The 20,237-nt window shown below is 71.8% G+C and carries 20 protein-coding genes; 9 read left to right on the forward strand and 11 right to left on the reverse strand.

Annotation, left to right across the window (positions count from 1 at the left end):
- Positions 1 to 35 precede the first annotated feature (35 nt).
- Genes bioD through bioB form a run of 4 tightly spaced genes read right to left on the reverse strand, consistent with a single transcriptional unit; the run spans position 36 to position 4,372 of the window.
- Positions 36 to 755, reverse strand: a complete 720-nt coding sequence (gene bioD / locus ASE20_RS08820) for a dethiobiotin synthase (RefSeq protein WP_056894199.1) — start codon at positions 753 to 755, stop codon at positions 36 to 38.
- Entirely contained in the window at positions 752 to 1,879 is a 1,128-nt protein-coding gene (locus ASE20_RS08825; protein WP_056894200.1) for an 8-amino-7-oxononanoate synthase, read from the reverse strand. Before ASE20_RS08825 ends, bioD begins: the two co-directional genes overlap by 4 nt.
- The gene (locus ASE20_RS08830) at positions 1,876 to 3,168 is read right to left on the reverse strand and encodes an adenosylmethionine--8-amino-7-oxononanoate transaminase (protein WP_056894201.1); all 1,293 of its coding nucleotides are present in this window, start codon (positions 3,166 to 3,168) and stop codon (positions 1,876 to 1,878) included. Before ASE20_RS08830 ends, ASE20_RS08825 begins: the two co-directional genes overlap by 4 nt.
- Positions 3,169 to 3,172: 4 nt before the next feature.
- Positions 3,173 to 4,372, reverse strand: coding sequence for a biotin synthase BioB (gene bioB / locus ASE20_RS08835; RefSeq protein ID WP_157560751.1), 1,200 nt, complete (start codon positions 4,370 to 4,372; stop codon positions 3,173 to 3,175).
- Positions 4,373 to 4,442: 70 nt separating this feature from the next.
- On the opposite strand from bioB, the gene ASE20_RS08840 reads away from it, so the two are divergent.
- Positions 4,443 to 4,943 carry a TetR family transcriptional regulator gene (locus tag ASE20_RS08840; protein WP_056894202.1) on the forward strand — a complete coding sequence of 167 codons (501 nt, stop codon included), beginning with the start codon at positions 4,443 to 4,445 and terminating at the stop codon, positions 4,941 to 4,943.
- Here the strand turns inward: ASE20_RS08840 and ASE20_RS25260 are convergent.
- The gene (locus tag ASE20_RS25260; RefSeq protein ID WP_200952751.1) at positions 4,927 to 6,267 is read right to left on the reverse strand and encodes an RNA polymerase sigma factor; all 1,341 of its coding nucleotides are present in this window, start codon (positions 6,265 to 6,267) and stop codon (positions 4,927 to 4,929) included. The genes ASE20_RS08840 and ASE20_RS25260 overlap by 17 nt on opposite strands.
- 19 nt (positions 6,268 to 6,286) lie before the next feature.
- Complete coding sequence (locus tag ASE20_RS08850; RefSeq protein WP_056894204.1) at positions 6,287 to 7,036, reverse strand: hypothetical protein; 750 nt, start codon at positions 7,034 to 7,036, stop codon at positions 6,287 to 6,289.
- Between the two features lie 119 nt (positions 7,037 to 7,155).
- On the opposite strand from ASE20_RS08850, the gene zwf reads away from it, so the two are divergent.
- Both zwf and ASE20_RS08860 read left to right on the forward strand, forming a co-directional pair.
- A complete protein-coding gene (gene zwf / locus ASE20_RS08855) occupies positions 7,156 to 8,604 on the forward strand; it encodes a glucose-6-phosphate dehydrogenase (RefSeq protein ID WP_056894398.1) in 1,449 nt (482 codons plus the stop codon).
- Positions 8,605 to 8,697: 93 nt separating this feature from the next.
- Positions 8,698 to 10,242, forward strand: coding sequence for an MXAN_6640 family putative metalloprotease (locus tag ASE20_RS08860; protein ID WP_056894205.1), 1,545 nt, complete (start codon positions 8,698 to 8,700; stop codon positions 10,240 to 10,242).
- A 21-nt stretch (positions 10,243 to 10,263) separates the two neighbouring features.
- On the opposite strand, the gene ASE20_RS08865 is transcribed toward ASE20_RS08860, so the two are convergent.
- From ASE20_RS08865 to ASE20_RS08880, 4 genes are all read right to left on the reverse strand, one after another.
- Positions 10,264 to 11,139 carry a helix-turn-helix transcriptional regulator gene (locus tag ASE20_RS08865; RefSeq protein WP_056894206.1) on the reverse strand — a complete coding sequence of 292 codons (876 nt, stop codon included), beginning with the start codon at positions 11,137 to 11,139 and terminating at the stop codon, positions 10,264 to 10,266.
- A gap of 70 nt (positions 11,140 to 11,209) precedes the next feature.
- On the reverse strand, positions 11,210 to 12,700 hold the full coding sequence (locus ASE20_RS08870) for a flavin-containing monooxygenase (protein ID WP_056894207.1): 1,491 nt from the start codon (positions 12,698 to 12,700) through the stop codon (positions 11,210 to 11,212).
- Positions 12,697 to 13,572 carry an SDR family oxidoreductase gene (locus ASE20_RS08875; protein ID WP_056894208.1) on the reverse strand — a complete coding sequence of 292 codons (876 nt, stop codon included), beginning with the start codon at positions 13,570 to 13,572 and terminating at the stop codon, positions 12,697 to 12,699. Before ASE20_RS08875 ends, ASE20_RS08870 begins: the two co-directional genes overlap by 4 nt.
- Positions 13,569 to 14,507 carry a patatin-like phospholipase family protein gene (locus ASE20_RS08880; protein ID WP_200952752.1) on the reverse strand — a complete coding sequence of 313 codons (939 nt, stop codon included), beginning with the start codon at positions 14,505 to 14,507 and terminating at the stop codon, positions 13,569 to 13,571. Before ASE20_RS08880 ends, ASE20_RS08875 begins: the two co-directional genes overlap by 4 nt.
- An 84-nt stretch (positions 14,508 to 14,591) precedes the next feature.
- Here ASE20_RS08880 and ASE20_RS08885 point away from each other — a divergent pair, with 84 nt between their 5' ends.
- The 6 genes from ASE20_RS08885 (at position 14,592) to ASE20_RS25140 (ending at position 18,771) form a co-directional block, all read left to right on the forward strand.
- A complete protein-coding gene (locus ASE20_RS08885; protein WP_056894400.1) occupies positions 14,592 to 15,221 on the forward strand; it encodes a TetR/AcrR family transcriptional regulator in 630 nt (209 codons plus the stop codon).
- Positions 15,222 to 15,357: 136 nt separating this feature from the next.
- The gene (locus ASE20_RS08890) at positions 15,358 to 16,383 is read left to right on the forward strand and encodes a methionine ABC transporter ATP-binding protein (RefSeq protein ID WP_056894209.1); all 1,026 of its coding nucleotides are present in this window, start codon (positions 15,358 to 15,360) and stop codon (positions 16,381 to 16,383) included.
- Entirely contained in the window at positions 16,380 to 17,051 is a 672-nt protein-coding gene (locus ASE20_RS08895; protein ID WP_056894210.1) for a methionine ABC transporter permease, read from the forward strand. The genes ASE20_RS08890 and ASE20_RS08895 overlap by 4 nt, the downstream gene beginning before the upstream one ends.
- A gap of 76 nt (positions 17,052 to 17,127) precedes the next feature.
- Positions 17,128 to 18,060 carry a MetQ/NlpA family ABC transporter substrate-binding protein gene (locus ASE20_RS08900; protein ID WP_056894211.1) on the forward strand — a complete coding sequence of 311 codons (933 nt, stop codon included), beginning with the start codon at positions 17,128 to 17,130 and terminating at the stop codon, positions 18,058 to 18,060.
- 85 nt (positions 18,061 to 18,145) lie between these two features.
- Positions 18,146 to 18,631 carry a DUF4396 domain-containing protein gene (locus ASE20_RS08905; RefSeq protein ID WP_164483665.1) on the forward strand — a complete coding sequence of 162 codons (486 nt, stop codon included), beginning with the start codon at positions 18,146 to 18,148 and terminating at the stop codon, positions 18,629 to 18,631.
- Positions 18,631 to 18,771, forward strand: a complete 141-nt coding sequence (locus ASE20_RS25140) for a hypothetical protein (protein ID WP_164483666.1) — start codon at positions 18,631 to 18,633, stop codon at positions 18,769 to 18,771. Before ASE20_RS08905 ends, ASE20_RS25140 begins: the two co-directional genes overlap by 1 nt.
- A 6-nt stretch (positions 18,772 to 18,777) precedes the next feature.
- Here the strand turns inward: ASE20_RS25140 and ASE20_RS08910 are convergent, their stop codons facing one another.
- Positions 18,778 to 20,124 (reverse strand): NAD-dependent malic enzyme, encoded by a 1,347-nt coding sequence (locus ASE20_RS08910; RefSeq protein WP_056894401.1) that lies wholly within the window; start codon positions 20,122 to 20,124, stop codon positions 18,778 to 18,780.
- Between the last annotated feature and the right edge of the window lie 113 nt (positions 20,125 to 20,237).

Raw genomic sequence — 20,237 nt, forward strand, 5'->3', positions numbered from 1 at the left:
CACGGTTCGTGGTGCCATCTCCGACGGTTCGTGGGTCAGGGGAACCAGGTGGGGGCGGCGGTGCGGAAGTCGTCGCCGGACAGGGAGCCGGCGCCTTCGGGGAGCACGGCGAGGACGGGTACGCCGGTGACGCGGGGGAGGTCCTCGCGGTTGCAGGTCTCGGCGAGGCCGGGCGACGACGGCCAGGAGCCGATGACGAGGCCGGCGGGCTCGACCTGGACCGCGCGCAGCGCCGTGCAGGTGAGCTCGGTGTGGTTGAGGGTGCCGAGGCCGGCGCGGGTCACGACGACGACCTCGACGGGCGAGGAGACGACGTCGTCGGCGCCCCGGCGGCGCAGCGTGAAGGTCAGGTCGCGGGCGAGGTCGAGCAGGGTGCCGCCCTCGGCGTCGAGGCGCACGAGGAGGCCGCCGGCGCCCTCGACCAGCACGACGTCGTACGACGCCCCGGCGACCAGCTCGCGGATCCGGGCGACGTGCTCACGGACGGTCGGGATCGCGACCCCCTGGCGGCGGGCGGCGGTGTCGGGGGCGAGCGGCTCGTCGAGCGCGACGAACTGCACGGTCTCCACGCCGGCGAGCGACCGCACGGTGTCGACGTCCGGGGTGTCGGGTTCGGTGCCGCCGATGCCGGTCTGCACCGGCTTCACGACGAGCACCCGCTCGCCGGCAGCCGCGGCGCGGGCGGCGAGGGCAGCGGTGGCGACGGTCTTCCCGACGCCGGTGTCGGTGCCGGTGACCACGACGACCCGGGTCACTGGTGCTCCTTGACCAGCTCCACGAGGGTGTCGACGGCGCGCGCCCAGTCGTCGGCAGGTACGCCGGCCGTGACCGTGATGCGCAGGCGCGAGATGCCGTCCGGGACCGACGGCGGGCGGAAGCAGCCGACTCGCAGGCCGGCCTCGAGCGCGGCGGCCTGGGCCGCGACGGCGGCCTGCGGCGAGGACATCGGCACTGACAGCACCGCGCCCGCGGGGGCGACCACGCCGAGCACGTCGGCCAGCGCGGCGACCCGCGACCGTACGGTCGCACCCAGCTCGGGACGACGGCGGATCTCGCGCAGCGCGGCGAGCGCGCCCGCGGTCGGCGCCGGCGCGAGCCCGGTGTCGAAGATGAACGGCCGGGCCCGGTTGACCAGGTGCTCGCGCAGCGCCGTCGGGCCGAGCACGGCCCCGCCCTGGCTGCCGAGCGACTTCGAGAGGGTCGCGGTGACCACGACGTGAGGCAGGCCGGCCAGGCCCAGCGTGGTGACCAGGCCGGGGCCGTGGACGCCGACGCCGTGCGCCTCGTCGACGACCAGCAGGGCGTCGTACTCCTCGCAGAGGGCGGCCAGTTCCACCAGCGGCGCCGCGTCGCCGAGCACGGAGTAGACCGACTCGACGAGCACCATCGCCCGCTCGCCCGCGTCGTGGGCGGCGACGAGGCCGGCGTGCACCGCGTCCACGTCGCTGTGCGGAACCACCGTCAACGCAGCCCGCGAGAGGCGGACCGCATCGACCAGCGAGGCGTGGATGTGCGCGTCGGAGAGGACCCGGACGGTGCGGTCGGCGAGAGCGGTCACGATCGCGAGGTTGGCGTGGTAGCCGGTCGAGAAGACCAGTGCGGAGGGCTGCTCGAGGTAGTCGGCGAGCTCGTTCTCGAGCTCGCCGTGCAGCGCGAAGGTGCCGCTGACCAGGCGTGAGGCGCTGGCCCCGGAGCCCCACTGCAGCGCGGCGTCCGCGGCCGCCTGCCGTACGGCGGGGTCGCGGGCGAGCCCGAGGTAGTCGTTGCCGGCGAGGTCGGTCGTCGGGTCGTCGGCCGGCCGCTCGCGCAGCCGCCGGGTCAACCCGGCCTCCTCACGCTTGCTCGCCTCGTCCGCGAGCCAGTCCTGCCAGGCGCTCATCCGGCCCTCACCGCCGCTCCGATTCCTGCGACGAGCGTGTCGAGCTCGTCGTCACTGATGACGTACGGCGGCATCGCGTAGACCAGGTCCCGGAAGGGCCGCAGCCACACGCCCGCCTCGATGGCCGCGTCGGTGGCCGCCACGACGTCGACGTCGTGGTCGAGCTGCACGACGCCGACGGCGCCGAGGGTGCGTACGTCGCGCACGCCCGGCAGGTCGCGCAGCGGCGCCAGGCCGGTGGCCAGCCGGGAGCCGATGTGCCCGACGGTCGCGCTCCAGTCGCCAGCCAGCAGCACGTCGATCGACGCGCTCGCGACGGCGCAGGCCAAGGGGTTCCCCATGAAGGTCGGACCGTGCATGACGACCCCGGCCTCGCTGGCGGAGATCCCGCGGGCGACGGCGTCGGTGGTCAGGACCGCCGCGAGCGTGAGGTAGCCGCCCGTCAGCGCCTTGCCGACGCAGAGGATGTCGGGGGTCACCAGGTCGCTGACGAACAGGTGGCCGGTGCGGCCGAAGCCGGTCGCGATCTCGTCGAAGACGAGCAGGAGGCCGTGCTCGTCGGCGACCTCGCGCAGCACCTTCAGGCAGGCTGCGGGGTAGGGCCACATGCCGCCCGCGCCCTGGAGCAGCGGCTCGACGATGATGCCCGCGAGCTCGTGGTGGTGCTGGTCGGCGATGTGCCGCAGCGTCGTCGCCCACTGGGCGACCTCGTCCTCCGGGGCGAGGGCCGAGGGAGGCTGCGGTGCGAAGACCTGCTGGGGGAGCAGCCCCTGCCACATCGCGTGCATCCCGCCGACCGGGTCGGTCACGCTCATGCAGTCGAAGGTGTCGCCGTGGTAGCCGCCGAGCACGGTGAGCATCCGGGTGCGGTCGGGGCGGCCGACGCCGCGCTGGTACTGCAGCACCATCTTCATCGCGACCTCGACCGACACCGAGCCGGAGTCGGCGAGGAACACCCGCTCCAGCGGCTCGGGCGTGACCGAGAGGAGTCGACGGCCGAGCTCCACCGCGGGGGCGTGGGTCAGGCCGCCGAACATGACGTGCGAGAACTCCGCGGCCTGGTCACGCAGGGCTGCGTCGAGCACCGGGTGCCGGTAGCCGTGGATCGCCGACCACCAGGAGGACATGCCGTCGACGACCTCGCGGCCGTCGTACCCACCGCCGAGGGTGAGACGCGCGCCGGACGCGCCGGTGACGAGCCGCACCGGGGTGGGCTCGGTCATCGACGTGTACGGGTGCCAGAGGTGCTCGCGGTCGAAGGCGAGCACGTCGGCCGGCGCGGTGGTCATGGCCTCAGGCGTTGGCAGCGACTTCGGTCCCGGCGCCGCGGGAGCGGATGACCGGCTTCTCGGCGGGCGCCGCCTCGGCAGGCGCCGCGGCGACCGAGCAGCCACCGCAGCCGTCGCCGCAGCCGGAGCCGGCCGAGGAGCCGCACGGCGTGGTCGCGTGCGCGCGGTGCACGGTCGCGGCGTTGGCCTCGTGGGTCGCGATCAGCTCGGCGAAGCCGGCGTCGTCGAGGCCCAGGATCGAGAAGCCGTTGTCGCGCAGCATGTGCAGGTCGGCGAGCGCGTCCTGGCCCTCGGAGGTGAGGTAGTCGCCGAGGAAGATCGAGTTCGCGACGTGCAGCGCGGTGGCCTGCAGGGTCCGCAGGTGCATCTCGCGGCCGCCGGCGATGCGGATCTCCTTGTCGGGGCACACGAAGCGCGCCATCGTCAGGATCTTCACGCAGCGGGTGGGGGAGAGCTCCCAGGTGTTCTCGTACGGCGTGCCGTCGAACGGCATCAGGAAGTTCACCGGGATCGAGTCGGACTCCAGCGCCTTCAGGGCGAAGAGGGCCTCGACGAGCTGCTCGTCGGTCTCGCCGAGTCCGGCGATCAGGCCGGAGCAGGGGGACAGGCCGGCCGACTTGGCCTTGCCGATGGTGTCGACGCGGTCGGCGTAGGTGTGCGTCTGGACGATGTTGTCGTGGTTGGACTCGGCGGTGTTGATGTTGTGGTTGTAGGCATCGACACCGGCGCCCTTGAGCCGCTCGGCCTGGCCGTCCTTGAGCAGGCCGAGGCAGGCACAGACCTCGACGCCGTCGTACTCGTCCTTGAGGGCCTCGGTCATCTCGACGACCTTGTCGATGTCGCGGTCCGAGGGGCCGCGGCCGGAGGACACCATGCAGACGCGGGTCGCGCCGCCGCGCAGACCGGCCCCGGCCTGCTTGAGGGTCTCCTCCTTCGAGAGGTAGGAGTACTTGAGGATCGGCGCCTCGGAGCCCATCGCCTGGCTGCAGTAGTTGCAGTTCTCGGGGCACAGGCCGGACTTGAGGTTGACCAGGTAGTTGACCTTGACCGTGTTGCCGAAGTGCTCGCGGCGCAGGCGGCCGGCGGCGGCGACGAGGAACATCAGCTCGGAGTCGGGCGCCTGCAGGACGGCGAGTGCGTCGGCCTCGGTCGCCGCGCCGCCCTCGAGGATGCGGGTGGCGAGCGCGTCGAAGTTCGTGGTCATGGGCACTCCTGGTGCGGTAAGTTGAACACTGTTCAGTTGAAGGGTAACGGGGATCGGGGGGACGCGCCAGATGGGCTACCGACGTACGGACGTCCTCGAGCGGGCGATCGAGCTCCTCGACGCGGGCGGCATCGACGGGTTGACCATGCGCAAGCTCGCCGCCGACCTCGGTGTCCAGCCCGGCGCGCTCTACCACCACTTCGCGAGCAAGGACGCGCTGTACGCCGCGATCGCGGACGAGATCCTGCGTCGCGGCCGGCGCCCCGCCGAGATCCTCGCCTGGGACGCGGAGGTGCAGCTGCTGTGCCTGGGCCTGCGCAGCGCGATGGCCCGCCACCGCGACGGCGCCCTGCTGATCACACAGGTCCACCGCGCCGACGGCGAGGCCCTGGAGCAGCCGCTGCGCGACGCGCTGGCCCGTGGGGGCGTGGACGACGACCTCGCCCGCGTCGGCGCGCGGACGCTCGTCCGGCTGGTCCTGGCCCACGAGCACGACGACGCGGACGACTTCAACGTCGCGCTCGGGCTGGTCCTCGACGGGTTGCGCCAGCGGGTCACCGCGTCGACGTGAACGTCACGCTCCGCGGGTCGTTGGCGGCGCGCTGGAGGGTGGCGCGGGTGCAGTCCCAGCAGTTCTGCTGGACGACGACGCGGTGGCCGCCGACGTCGAGCACCCACCACCGGCCGTGGTACGGCGGCGGCGCGCCGACGACCGTGGCGGTACGTCCGGGGAGCTGGACCGCGCCGTCCCCGCTGCAGCGGGAGGCGTCGTAGGCCCGTGGGACGTCGGCCTCCAGGTAGTAGCCGCTCGCGCCGCCCAGGCGGACGGGCTCCGGGGCGGAGACCTCGAAGACGGGGAGCGCGGCCATCGCGGCGACGAGGGCGTCGACGCCCGGCCCGACCGGGACGATCCCCCCGGCGCAGGGGTCGCGCGGCACGCCGTAGTCGTCCCCCGCGAGCTCGACCTTGAGCACCACCGCGGCGCTGGAGAGGAAGAGTCCGTCGTCGTGGGCCGAGGAGCCGTCGGGCAGGTCGACGTCGTAGGAGATGTCCTCGCCCAGGTCGATCCGGTAGCGGCCGGCGGGCACGTCGACGAAGTCCTCGCCGGCGGGCGCGGCGGGCAGGGCGTGCACCCCCTCGGGCAGGTCGCTCGGCGAACGGGTGGGCTCCTTGACGGGCTGGGAGTCGTCGCGCCCGTCGCCGTGCGTGGCGATCCCGATGCCGCCGGCGACGAGGACGACCGCAGCGAGCGCGCCGACCAGCCCCCGCGCCCGGTGCTGCCGACGTCGCGCGGTGTGCTCGAGCGAGGCGAAGTCCGGTGGCGTGACGTCGTGCGCCAACTCCCTCAGCCCGTCCCAGTCAGCCATGGCTCGGTTCCTCCCTCTCGGTGGCCTGCTCCGAGTCGGCCAGCAGCTCGGCGAGCCGCTGGCGTCCCCTGCCCAGCCGGGACTTGACGGTGCCGGCCGGGAGCCCGAGGTCGTCGCGATCTCGTCGACCGTCCGGTCGGCGAGGTGGTGGAGCACCACCACCTCGCGCTGACCGACGTCGAGCTGGGCCAGGGCGGACACGAGAGCGACGTGCTCGGGCCCGATCTCGGCGACCGGGGCCGGCCCACGGTCGAGGGCCTGGTGGTGTCGTACGACGGCACGGTGGCGCCACCCGCCGTGCAGCCGGCGGAGCGCGACGGTCCGGATCCACGCCTCGGGGTTGAGCACGGACTGGAGGGTGCGCCGCTTCCGGAGCGCGGTGATGAAGGCCTCCTGCACCGCGTCCTCGGCGTCGGCGAGGTCGCCGCAGAGGGCGTACATCTGGACCACCAGCCGTCGGTACGACGCTGCGTACAGCGCGTCGAGGTCGTGCACCTCGCGCCTGCCGTCAATGAGCGCCCCCGTCATCCGGATCAACCGTCCCGCATCACGGCGCGGCTGTGAAGGCGAGCGTCGAGGGGATCGGGCGCGCGGCGTCGAGCTGGGCGGCCGAGCAGTCCCAGCAGTTCTGCTGGACGACCACGCGCTGGCCGTGGACGTCGAGGACCCACCAGCGTCCGTCGTACGGCGGAGGCGCGCTGACCGCGGTGTCGGGGTTGCTGGGGAGCTGGAGCGAGCCCATGCTGCTGCAGCCGGAGGCGTCGTAGGCCTCGGGGCTGTTGGCCTCGAGGTAGAAGCCGTCCGCTCCGCCGAGCGAGACGGGCTCCGGCTCCGAGACCTCGTAGACGGGCACGCCGGCCAGGTCGTCGACCAGGGCGTCGACGCCGGCACCGGAGGGGAGGATGCCGCCCGCGCACGGGTCGCGCGGCGCGCCGTACTCCCTGCCGGCGAGCTCGACCTTCAGCACGGCCGAGCCGGAGGCGAGGAACAGGCCGTCGTCGTGGGCGGAGGTGCCCTCGGGCAGGTCAACGTCGAACGAGAGCCCCTCGCCGAGGTCGATCCGGTAGCGGCCGGCGGTCAAGTCGACGAAGTCCTTGCCGGCGGCGCGCGCGGGGAGCGCCCGAACGCCGTCGGGAAGGTCGTCGTCGGCGACCGGGCTCGTGGTCGGGCCGGTGGCGGGGCTGGTGGACGGCTGGTCGGCCGCCTTGTCGTCATCTGCGTCGTCGGAGCAGGCGCCGAGGAGGGCCGTGGCCGCCACGAGCGCGACCGAGGTCCGGAGGAAGGTGGTGTGTCTCATGCACCCACGAGGTCCGAGCCGTGCGCCGGGTTCCCGGGCGCGTCGAATCTTTACCCGGCGACCGGGACGGACGCCTCTCGTTATCGTGGAGGTAACACCGAGGAGGCAGTGTGGACGACATGGCACCGAAGACCCAGAAGCCGGTGACGGTGGTCCTGTTCGGGGCGACGGGGGACCTCGCTCGGCGCAAGCTGTTGCCGGGACTGCTCCATCTCTTCGAGACCGGCTTGCTGCCCCAGCTCCAGATCGTCGGTACGTCGCTCGACGAGCACACGACCGAGTCCTTCGTCGCGTTCGTGCACGAGGCGGTCAAGGAGTTCTCGGGCGACGACGGCGACATGGATGCCTGGCCCGAGTTCGCGCCGCTCCTGCACTGGGCGCCCGGGGCCGAGGGCGCGGCCGGGCTGCGGGCCGCGGTCGAGAAGGCCGAGTCCACGCTCGAGGGCGACCGGATCCGCCTGCACTACCTGAGCGTCCCGCCGAAGGCGGCGCTCTCGGTGGTCAAGACGCTCGACGACGCCGAGCTGGTCGAGGGCAGCCGGATCATCATGGAGAAGCCCTTCGGTGTCGACCTCGCCTCCGCGAAGGCCCTCAACGCCGAGCTGCACAAGACCTTCGACGAGTCGCAGATCTACCGGATCGACCACTTCCTCGGGAAGGAGGCCGCGCAGAACATCCTCGCGTTCCGGTTCGCCAACGGCCTGTTCGAGCCGATCTGGCACCGCAACAACATCGACCACGTCCAGATCGACGTGCCCGAGGAGCTCGGCCTCGACCAGCGGGCCAACTTCTACGAGTCGACCGGGGCCTACAAGGACATGGTCGTCACCCACCTCTTCCAGGTGCTCGCCTTCACCGCGATGGAGCCGCCGACCTCGCTCGCCCCGGACGCGATCCGGGAGGAGAAGGACAAGGTCTTCCGGTCGATGCTGCCGATCGACCCGGCCGACGTGGTGCGCGGGCAGTACCAGGGCTACCGCGACATCCCGGGCGTCGCGCGCGAGTCGGAGACCGAGACCTTCATCGCGCTCAAGTGCTTCATCGACAACTGGCGCTGGGCCGGCGTGCCCTTCTACCTGCGCACCGGCAAGCGGATGGCCGAGGGGGCGCGGATCATCTCGATCGCCTTCAAGGAGCCCCCGAAGTCGATGTTCCCGGCCAACTCGGGCGTCGGCGACCACGGCCCCGACCACCTCACCTTCGACCTCGCCGACAAGGCCAAGATGTCGCTGTCCTTCTACGGCAAGCGCCCCGGGCCCGGCATGAAGCTGGACAAGCTCTCGATGCAGTTCGCGATGGGCGACACGACCTGGGCCGGCTCCGTGCTCGAGGCCTACGAACGCCTCATCTACGACGCCGCGCGCGGCGACCAGACCCTGTTCAACTCCGCCGAGGGCATCGAGCGGCTCTGGGAGGTCTCCGCGCCGCTGCTCGAGAACCCGCCGATCGTGCGGCCCTACCGCCAGGGCAGCTGGGGCCCCAACCAGATCCACCAGCTGATCGCGCCCTACGCCTGGCGGTTGCCGTTCGAGCGGGCCTGGCGCGACCCGAACGCCACCGGCGGCTGAGGTTCGACCCGGGAAGTCTGGGGAAATGCTGCCGTGACCAGGCCCGCCTGAGAGGCTGGGCCGCGATCCCCCAGCTCGGAAGAGGTTTGTCTCGTGGTTGCACCGTCCCGACTCTCCCGCGGCGTCGTCGCCGCAGCGGCGCTGCTCGCCGCCGTCGTCCCGATCGTCGTCGTACCGAGTGCCTCGGCAGACGACGACGGCAAGCAGAAGGTCCTCACCTCCTCCGTCGCGCGCGACGAGCGGCGGGTCCGCGCGAACGCCGCGCTGGATCGGGTCGAGAAGATCGCCGACGGTACGGCGAGCGAGGCGGAGAAGGCGTCGTACACGATCGCCCGGCGTGACCTGCGCGTCGCGCTGCGCGACCTGGGCCGCGCCGACCAGGCGCGTGCCGCCGCGATCCTGGCGCGCCCCGCGACCGACCAGGTGCTGTGCAGCGCGACCACCTGCGTGCGCTGGGCGACCGGCGTCGCCACGCCGCAGTTCGCCCAGTTGGCCCTGACCACGGTGGACCAGGTGCGGGCCAAGTACCAGGCTGCGGGCTACCGGGCGCCGCTGGGCGACGGCACCTCGGGTGGTGACGCCCGGACAGACGTCTACCTCGAGGACAGCGGTTCCGAGGGCCTCTACGGCTACTGCGACTCCGACGACCCGAAGATCTCCACACCCGGCGCCGTCGGGTTCGACGTCTCCGCCTACTGCGGCCTCGACAACGACTTCTCGACGTCGCAGTTCCCGGGCAACCCGACCAACAACCTGAAGGTCACCGTCGCCCACGAGTTCTTCCATGCCGTCCAGTTCGCCTACGACTTCCTCGAGGACGGCTGGTTCATGGAGGGCACCGCGGCCTGGGTCGAGGACGAGATGTACACCGCCGTCAACGACAACCGCCAGTACCTCTGGACCAGCCAGCTGCGCGCGCCGGGCCGCTCGCTCGACCTCTTCGGCGGCGGCTACCACTACGGCACGTGGCTGTTCTTCCGCTACCTGACCGAGCGCTTCCCGGGGAAGTCGGGCGGCCTGCCGTCCCTCGTGCGCAGGATGTGGGAGCTGGCCGACGGTGCCGTCGGTGGCCCTGACTACTACTCGATCTCAGCGGTGGCGCAGGCCCTGGCCGAGCGTGGCACCAACCTGACCACGCAGTACAGCCGCTTCGCGATGGCCAACCGGTCGCCGCGCAGCTTCTACCGCGAGGGCGCCGCCTACCCGAAGGCAGTGGCGAGCAGCGTCGTCGTCCGTGCCTCCCGTCCCAACGCGCCGGCCACGGCCCGCACGCTCGACCACCTGACCTCGGCCACCGTTCGCTACGTCCCGTCGCGCACGACCGCCCGCAGCTGGAAGCTCAAGCTGACGCTCAACATGGCCGACCGCGTGCGGGGATCGGCCGCGATCGTCCGCGTGTTCTACCGCAGCGGCGCGGTGAAGACGATCAACGTCGCGCTGAGCTCGACGGGTGGCGGCGTCGTCCGCGTGCCCTTCTCGACCCGCACGGTCCTCAGCGTCGAGGTCACCATGGCCAACGCCAGCCGCCGCTTCTACGGCAACACCTGCTTCTCCTACGAGACGCCGCTCTCGTGCGGTGGCGCCACCCCGATGGACGACAACCTGCGCCAGGTCGTCGACCCGGTCGCCTACCGCTGACGCACCGTCCGCGGGGCCGGCTCAGTCGATGACGCCGGCCTCGCGGGCCAGGCGCACCGCGTGCACGCGGTTGGTCGCGTGCAGCTTGCGCATCGCGTTCTTCAGGTAGGACTTCACCGTGCTCTCGACGAGCCCGAGCGACTCCGCGACCTGGCGGTTGCTCTGGCCGAGGGCCACGTGCGCCAGGACGTCGACCTCGCGTGCGGCGAGGCCGGTCGGCGGCTGCGTACGGGGCTGCGCGGGCGTGGGCTCACGCCCCTCGTCGACCCGGTGCCGCACCTCCTCGAGGCGCTGCCGCAGCGCGTCGTCCTGCACCAGGGCGGCCAGGTCGGCGAGCTCGTCGGAGATGTCGCGGAGGTCGGCGCGCGTCAGCTGGACGGCGGGTGCGGGCGTGGCGGGAGGTGCGGCGAGCGCCGTCAGCCGGCGGCGGACCTCGTCGTCGACGGCGATGTCGCGCTCCACCTTGCGGACCAGGGGCAGGAAGGAGTCGTACCAGACGTCGCCGAGCACCACCTGCGTGCGGTGGGCGAGGTAGACGACCATCCGCGGGACGCGGTCGACCACGATCGGCAGGGCGGTCACCGTCTCGAGCTGCTCGGCGCGCACCGGGCCGTCGTACTGGTGGGTGATGCCGCGCGCGTCGTAGTAGTTGGTGACCGAGACGGGGCGTCCGATCATCAGCGCCTTGCCGCCCAGGCCGTAGCTGCTGCGGACCCGGAGGCCCTGCAGTGAGCGGGTGTTCGCTCCGTGCAGACTGGTGATGTCGAGGGCGGTCCCGGCGCTCACGACCGGTCCACCGAAGGCGACGTCGCTGCGGCCGACGGCGCGGAAGTCTGCCAGCGTTCGCAACAGCCGGGCGCCGTCGTAGGGCGCCTCCGGGAGGAGCTCAGCTGTCATGCTCACCACGGTAGGTGACCGCGATCACAGCGGCAATCCGGCTACCTCCTTAGGGAGGTGGCCCCAACCCTCAGGCGGTGCGGAACTCGTAGTCGTCCAGCGGGAACCGCACCGCCTCGCGGTGGGCCGAGAGGGTCGAGGTCGGCCGCAGCAGCACCGCCTCGCCGTGCTGGTTGAAGTAGTAGCTGCGGGCCGTCGCGCACTGGCCAGCGTTGAACACCGAGTTCCCGAGCAGTCCGGTCATCCGGTCGAGGAACTCGGTGTTCGCGCGCTCGGTGACCTCGAAGACGCCGGCACCCTTCTTCTCCATCCCCTCGAGCAGCCGGGCCATGTGGGCCATCTGGGTCTCGATGGTCGTGAAGTAGGACAGGCCCGAGTAGGAGTAGGGGCTGTTGAGGGAGAAGAAGTTCGGGAACCGCGGCACCGCGATGCCCTCGTAGGCGCTGAACCGGGTCTCGCGCCACCACTTGCCCAGGTCGCGGCCCTCGCGGCCGATCACCTCGATGGCCGGGAAGTTCACGTCCCACAGGTTGAAGCCGGTCGCCAGCACGAGCACGTCGAGGTCCGCGCGGTAGCCGTCGACAGTGACGATGCCGCCGGCGTCGACGTGGTCGATCGTGGTGGTCTCGAGATCGACGTGCGGCTTGGTGAAGGTCGGGAAGTAGGTGTTGCTGAACGTCGGCCGCTTGCACCCGAAGTCGTAGTCGGGAGTGAGCTTGGCGCGCAGCTCCGGGTCCTTGACCTGGCGCCGCAGGTGGGCCTCGCAGACCCGCTTGCCGAGCTGGTTGGCGGCCGGCAGGTCCTTGAAGTGCAGGACGCCGGCGACCATCAGCAGCTCGAGAATCGATGTCCCGGCCAACCGGGCAGCCTTCTGCGTCAGTGGCACCCTCGCGAACGCCCCGCGCACGATGCCCGGCACCGGTCCGTCCAGCTTCGGGCTGACGTAGATCGGCGTGCGTTGGTAGACCGTCAGGTGGTCGGCCACCTTCGCGAGCTCGGGGATCAGCTGGACGGCGGTCGCACCGGTGCCGATGATGCCGATCCGCTTGCCCTGCAGGTCCACGTCGTCGTCCCAGCGGGTGGTGTGCATGACCGTGCCGGCGAAGTCCTCGACGCCCGCGATGTCGGGCAGCCTCGGCTGGGAGAGGAAGCCGGTCGCGGTGACCAGGAAGCGGCCGACGACGGTCTCGCCGCCCTCGATCGCGACGTGCCAGGTCGACGTCTCCTCGTCCCAGCGGGCGCCGTCGACGACGGTGTCGAAGCGCATCCGGCGGCGCAGGTCGTACTTGTCGGCGACGTGCTCGGCGTACTGCTTGAGCTCGGCGCCGGGGGCGAACAGCCGTGACCAGTGCGGGTTCGGCTCGAAGGAGTAGGAGTAGGTCGTCGACGGGATGTCGACGGCCAGGCCGGGGTAGCGGTTGACGTGCCAGGTGCCGCCGAGGTCGTCCTCGCGCTCGAGGATGACCAGGTCGTCGTACCCGAGGCGCTGGAGCTGGATCGCGGCGCCCATGCCGCCGAAGCCTGCGCCGACGATGACGGCGTCGTGGACGTGCGTGCTCATGCGTTGCTCCGATCGTTGCTGGCGTGGGTGTGGGCGGCCTCGTCGAGCCGCGCCGTGTACGCCGCCCGCGCGGCCGTGTCGGGGTGGAGGGCCCGGTCGCCCTTCACCACCTTGCGCACCCGGTCCATCACGGGGACCGGTACGAGGTGGGTGCCGGCGGCGATCGCGCCGACGTACCGGGGGACGGCGATCTCGGCCGCGCGATGGCGCACCGAGCCGACGACGGCGTCGGCGATGTCGCTGGGCTTCACCTTCGGGATCGGCCTCATGTCGAAGCCGGACGCGAGGTCGGTGTCGACGGCCGACGGCAGGACCGCGGTCAGCGTCACCCCGTGCGGCGCCATCTCCAGGCGGGTCGCGGCGGTGAGGCCGACGACGGCGAACTTGCTCGCGTTGTAGACCGCGAGCCCCGGCACGGGGAACTTGCCCGCGAGCGAGGCGATGTTGACGACGTGGCCGCGACGGCGCTCGACCATGCCGGGCAGCACGCGGCGCAGGCCGTTGATCACGCCCTGGACGTTGACCTCCATGGTCAGCCGGTCGGTCGCCGGGGTCTGCTCGAGGAAGGCGCCGCTCGGCATCACGCCGGCGTTGTTGACCAGGACGTCGACCGGGCCGTGCTCGGCCTCGGCGGCGCTCACGAAGGCGTCGTACGACGCCGCGTCGGCCACGTCGACGTGGTGGCCGCTCGCGCCGATCTCCTCGGCGGTGGCGGTGGCCGCGGCGAGGTCGAGGTCGCCGATGGACACCGTGGCGCCCCGCGCGAGGAAGGCCTCCGCGGTCGCGCGACCGATGCCGCGGGCACCGCCGGTGATGACGACGTGGGCGCCACCGAGGTCGATGCGGGTGGGTCGGTCCGTCGACAGGATCATCGGGTGGGCTCCAGGGTCTTGAGGCGGCGGGAGACGAGGGACGGTGCGCTCCTGCGGGCGGTGGTGCGCACGTCGTCGAGGCGGTCGGCGTCCATGAAGTTGGCGCCCATCGCGCCGAGGTCGGCGCGGGTGGGCTCGATCCGGGAGACCCGCGCGCCGGCAGCGCGCAGCGCGGCGACCTCGTGGTCGACCCGGCGGGTCATCGGGTGGCGCAGCAGGCGCTCGATCCGCGCCGCGCCCTTCGCGGGGGCGCCGCCGTGGCTCGACATCGGCGCCACGACCACGACCTCGTCGACGCGACCGGCCGCGACCTCGGGCAGCAGGAGGTCGGCGGACGTGGGGGAGACCGTCCCGCCGTCGAGCAGCTGGCGGCCGTCGACGGCGACCGGCGGGAACCAGCCGGGTATCGCCCAGCTGGCCGCGATCGCGGTACCGAGCGTGGTGGTCGGCGCGTCCGGGTGACCGAGCGCGACCCGCTCACCCGTGCGGGCGTCCGCGGCGACCAACCAGGTCGCGGGGTGCTTGGTCCAGCCGCTGCGGGTCTCGAGCGCGTCGCCGAGCTCGACCAGCCAGTGCGGGTTGCCACCGCCGCGCGGCAGCAGCCCGGCGAGTCCGGCCAGCACGTCCACCCGGCGTCGTACGGCGGCGCGGGTCAGGCCGAGCCCGGGCCACCACGGCCGCGGAAGGCCCGGCAGCCTGCCCGGGGCATCGGGGGAGGAGAGGTGCGCGGCGACCCGGCGGTCGGACGCGGCGTCGATGGCGCAGGCGCGCACGCCGGAGCCCAGCAGGGCGACCAGCTCGGCGCCGGCCGACGTACCGATGAGGACCTCGGCGGTCCGCGGGTCCCAGCCCTGCCGCTCCAGCTCGGCGAGGACGGCAGCCGTCCAGGCGAAGCCCAGGGTGCCTCCGCACCCGATCACCAGCGCGCGTCCCACGGGCCCCCCTGAGGTCAAAACGGAATGGCGTGTCAGTTTCGGAACGTATCGTCATTTCCTGCGCCCTGCAATAGGCTCGTGACCGTGACGACAGTGGAGGCTGGACCCAGTCGCCTCGAGCGGCGCAAGGCCGAGACCCGGCGCGAGATCATCGACGCCGCCTTCACCTGCTTCGCCGAGCAGGGCTACCACGCGACGGGGATCGCCGACATCGCCGCGCGACTGGGCATCGGCCACGGCACCTTCTACCGCTACTTCGAGAACAAGCGCGACATCGTCGAGCACGTCATCGACGACCTGGTCGAGCGCATCGTCGCGACCCTCGGCGCCGAGAACGCCCCCGACGCCGTCAGCACCCTCGACGACTACCGCGCGCAGTCCGAGCGGATCGGCGCCGGCCTGGCCCGCATCTTCAGCGAGGATCCCCGCGTCCCGCAGCTGCTGCTCTCCGCCGCCGGCATCGACGACGCCATGCGCGAGCGGATGCTCGACCTCTTCGCCGCGACGGCACCGCTGACCGCCGCCTACCTCGAGCACGGTGTCCACCACGGCTACCTCCGTGCCGACCTCGACGTCGAGTCCACCGCCCAGGCCATCAACGGCATGATCCTCGGCTCCGTCCTCGCGGCGCTCCGCGATCCGTCGCCCGAGCGGCAGGCGCGGCTGAGCGCCGCGATCCGCGCGGTCATGTACGACGGCATCGCCGCGCGCTGAAGCCCCCGGCTGCAAGGCCGCGCTGATCGGGGGATCGGCCACTCCGTCGCCGAGAGGTGACCTGGATCTCTGGCGCGACGGCAATATGTCCATAAAGTCAGTCGAGAAACATTTATTGACGGCAAGGGGGCGCCGGATGATCGAGATCGCCGGACTCACGAAGTCCTACGGGAGCACGACCGTGCTCGACGGCATCGACCTGACCGTCGACGAGGGCCGGATCGCCGCGGTGGTCGGCCCGAGCGGGGCCGGGAAGAGCACGCTCGCCCGGTGCATCAACCTGCTCGAGCGTCCGACGAGCGGCACCATCGCGGTCAACGGGCAGGACCTGACCCGGCTCTCGCGCCGCGACCTGCGCGAGGCGCGCCGCCAGATCGGCACCGTGTTCCAGTCGGCCAACCTGCTGCGGCGGCTGACCGCCGCGCAGAACGTCGCGCTGCCGATGCGCCACGCCGGCCTGCCTGACCAGGAGGTACGACGGCGCGTGGCCGAGCTGCTGGAACGCGTCGGCATGCTGCACCGGGCCAACCACTACCCCTCCCAGCTGTCCGGCGGCCAGCGCCAGCGGATCGGGATCGCCCGCGGCCTCGCGCTCCAGCCGGCCGTGCTGCTCTCGGACGAGGCCACCTCCGGGCTCGACCCGGAGACGACCCTGTCCATCCTCGACCTGCTCGCCGAGCTGCGGGACGACCTCGGTGTCACGATCCTCGTGATCACCCACGAGATGGACGTGGTGCGTTCCGTCGCGGACCTCGTCGCGCAGCTCGACCACGGACGGATCGTCGAGCAGGGGACGGTCTCCGACGTCGTACGACGGTCCAACTCGCCACTCTCGCGCGCCCTGCTGCCGATGCCTCCCGTCGCCGTGGACGAGCAGCTGCGGGCCTGGGCGGTCCGCTACGAGGGCCCCGAGGTCTCACCGGTGTGGCTGGCGCAGGCCGGCCGCGAGCTCGACACGGACGTCGCCGTGCTCGCCGCGCTCGTCGAGGCGGCGGGTGACCATCGCGTCGGCCGACTCACCGTCGGCCTCGATCCCCAGCTCGACGACCGCCGCGTGGTCGAGGTCCTCACCCGGTACGGCGTCGTCGCCGAGCCGGTCGACCGGGCGGTGCTCCGCGCGGTGGCGACGGGGGCGAACGTCGCGGCGGAGGGCGCCGCATGATCGCGCTGCTCGGCACGCCGTGGCCCGACGTGCCGGACCTGATGGTGCCTGCGCTCGGCGAGACCTTCCGCATGGTCGCCGTGGTCATGGCCATCGTCGTCGCCCTGGGCGGTCCGCTCGGCCTGCTGATCTTCAACACCTCGCCGCTGGGGCTCTTCCCGAACCGCGCCGTGCACGTGTCGATCAGCTGGATCGCCAACCTCGGGCGGTCGCTGCCCTTCCTGGTGCTGATGGCGGCGGTGATCCCGGTGACCAAGCTCGTCTTCGGGACCACGATCGGCTTCAAGGCCGCGCTGATCCCGATGTCGATCGCCGGCATCGCGTTCTTCGCCCGGCTGACCGAGAACGCCGTGCGCGAGGTGCCACGCGACCTGCTCGACGTCGGCCTCGCGGGCGGCAGCAGCAGGTCCCAGATCATCACGTCCATCCAGCTGCGTGAGGCGATGCCGGGGCTGGCTGCCGGCCTCACCCTCAATGTCATCGCGATGATCGAGTACTCCGCGATCGCCGGCGCCATCGGCTCCGGCGGCGTCGGCTACCTCGCGGTCAACTACGGCTACCGGCGCTTCGACGACAACATCATGATCGCCTGCATCGTGCTGCTGGTCGTGCTCGTCCAGCTCATCCAGTTCTCCGGCGACCGCGTCGTCCGGGCGCTGTCCCGCTGAGCCTGTATTCGGTGAATACGGGCCAAGTCCCTCCCCATCCCTCCCTGCGTCTGCGCAGACCTCGAAAGGAACAGTCATGTCCACCACCCAGCAGCCCGGCAAGCGCGAGGCCGACGCCGGTCGCGATGCCATCGACCTCGGCGGATCCGGCCGGAAGTGGCTCTGGCCCGTCGCGGCCGGGGTCGTCGTGCTGGCCCTCGCCCTCTTCCTCGTCCTCAAGCTCACCGGCTCCGACGAGAAGGCGGTCGAGGGCAGCCACTTCGGCAACGACTTCCAGATCGCCTACCAGGCCAGCAGCGCCTCGGAGAAGGCCTTCCTCGACTACCTGAACGAGGAGATCGCCCCTGACCACGGCGTGACCATCAAGGGCGTCGGCATCGAGGACGGCAACCAGCTCGACCAGGCCACCGCCGACGGCCAGTACATCGCCAACATCTACCAGCACAAGCACTGGCTGAAGCAGGTCACCGACTCCACCGGCATGGACCTCACCGCCCTCGGTGAGGTCTTCCAGTGGTCGTACTCCGTCTACTCCACGAAGTACGCCTCGCTCGACGAGCTCCCGAAGGGCGCCACGGTCGCGCTGCTCAACGACCCGGCCAACACCGCGCAGGCGCTGTGGATCCTCGAGCGTGCCGGCAAGCTGACCTTCAAGGACGGCGTGGACCCGTGGGCCGCCACCGAGCAGGACATCGCCGACAACATCGGCGGGTACAAGTTCACCTACATCGAGTACGGCGCCGGCCCGCGCACGCTCGACTCGGTCGACGCGGTCATCGACTACAACATGTCCTTCGTCGACGCGGGCACCCCGGACAAGTACCGGATCTTCGAGCCGGACGCCCCGAAGGAGTTCGCCGGACAGCTGGTCGTCGGCACGGCGTACCTCGACGACCCGCAGGTCGCGAAGCTGAAGGAGGTCTTCTTTGACGAGAGGGTCCAGGCCTACCTCGCCGAGAACACCGACCCGAACCTCTCGGGCCAGCTCGCCCCCGTCTCGGCGGACTGACGCGCGTCGTCCGTCGCCGGCCTCGTCTCCCGACCATCGGGGGCGAGGCCGGAATATACCCATAGGGGGTATCGTTCCCGTCACCATGAACCCCCGGAACGCGCTCGCTGCCAGCGCCACCCTGCACTGCCTCACCGGCTGCGCGATCGGTGAGATCGCCGGTCTGATGATCGGTACGACGATCGGCCTGTCGAGCGGGCAGACGATCGTGCTCGCGATCGGCCTGGCCTTCGTGTTCGGCTACCTGCTGTCGTCGCTGCCACTGGTCGGCGCGGGGATGTCGCTGGGCCGGGCGCTGAGGCTGGTCCTCGCGGCCGACACGGTCTCGATCATCGTGATGGAGGTCGTCGACAACGCGGTGATGGCCGTGATCCCCGGCGCGATGGACGCCGGCCTGGTCGACCCGGTCTTCTGGATCGGCATGATCGTGGCGCTCTCGGCGGCCTTCGTCGCCGCCTTCCCGGTCAACCGCCACCTCATCGACCGCGGCAAGGGCCACGCCCTCCACCATGCCCACCACGGCGACCCCGGTGGTCACGAGCAGCACCAGCACGGGACGGAGCACCACTGATGAACACGAGCACCCTCGCCGCCGGCGTGATCGGCTTCCTCCTCGGCGGCCTGACCGTCTCGACCGCCGCCACGCTGCAGGACGACGACGGCGGGCCGGCCCACGGGGTGGACCGACCCGCCGTCGTCAGCGAGCGCTGAGCCTGCTCACTCCGGCTTGTGGGCGATCGCGGCCGCGACCGCATGGTGCACCTCGGGGTGGAACACCGAGGGCATGATGAAGCTGGCGTTGAGCTCGTCGTCGCGCACGACGTGCGCGATCGCGTCCGCGGCCCGCAGGCACATCTCGACGGTCACCTCGGTGGCCCGCGCGTCGAGCAGTCCCCGGAAGACGCCGGGGAAGGCGAGCACGTTGTTGATCTGGTTCGGGAAGTCCGAGCGGCCGGAGGCGACCACGGCGGCGTACTTCGCGGCCTGGGCCGGGTCCACCTCCGGGTCGGGGTTGGCGAGTGCGAAGACGACCGGGTCGGCGGCCATGGTCGAGATCCACTCGGGCTTGAGGACGCCGGGCGCGCTGACCCCGATGAAGACGTCGGCGCCGACCAGCACGTCCTGCAGGCCGCCGCTGCGGAGGTCGCGGTTGGTCAGGCCGGCGAGCTCGGTGTGTGCCTCCGACAGGACGGTGTCGCCGGCGACCAGTGCCCCGGCGCGGTCGACCACGACGACGTCCTGGACGCCGGCGGCGATCAGCAGCTTCACGATCGCCGTACCGGCCGCGCCGGCACCGGAGACCACGACGCGCGCCGCGCCGATCTCCTTCTTGACCACGCGCAGTGCGTTGGTGAGGGCGGCGAGGACGACGATCGCGGTGCCGTGCTGGTCGTCGTGGAAGACCGGGATGTCGAGCCGCTCGCGCAGCCGGGCCTCGATCTCGAAGCAGCGCGGCGCGGCGATGTCCTCGAGGTTGATGCCGCCGAAGCCGGGGGCGATCAGCTCGACCGCGCGCACGATCTCGTCGGTGTCCTGGGTGTCGAGGCAGATCGGCCACGCGTCGATCTCGCCGAACCGCTTGAACAGCGCCGCCTTGCCCTCCATCACCGGCAGGGCCGCACCGGGACCGATGTTGCCCAGGCCGAGCACTGCCGACCCGTCCGTGACGACGGCGACCGTGTTGCCCTTGATGGTCAGGCGTCGTACGTCGTCGGGGTTCTCGTAGATCGCCATCGAGACCCGCCCGACGCCGGGCGTGTACGCCAGCGACATGTCGTCGCGGGTCTTGAGCGGAACCTTGGAGGCGACCTCGATCTTGCCGCCGAGGTGGATCAGGAAGGTCCGGTCGGAGACCTTGTGCACCTCGACGCCCTCGACCGCCGCGACCGCGGTCTGCAGCTCGGCCGCGTGCTCGGCGTCGGCGGCGGAGCAGGTGACGTCGACGGTGAGCCGGTTGCTGCTGGACTCCGCGACGTCGATGGCGGTGACCATCCCGCCCGCGCCGGCGATGGCGGTCGCGACCTCGCCGACCACGCCGTGGTCGACGGTGGTGTGCAGACGCATGGTGATCGAGTACGACGAGGCGGTGGCGGTCTTGGAGGGCACGCCTCCAGTCAACTCCGCTTCGGGGGTTACTCGGAAGTCGCAAGCCGCTGAACTCAACGACCACAACCCTG

This window comes from Nocardioides sp. Root240, assembly GCF_001428825.1.
Lineage (GTDB): Bacteria > Actinomycetota > Actinomycetes > Propionibacteriales > Nocardioidaceae > Nocardioides.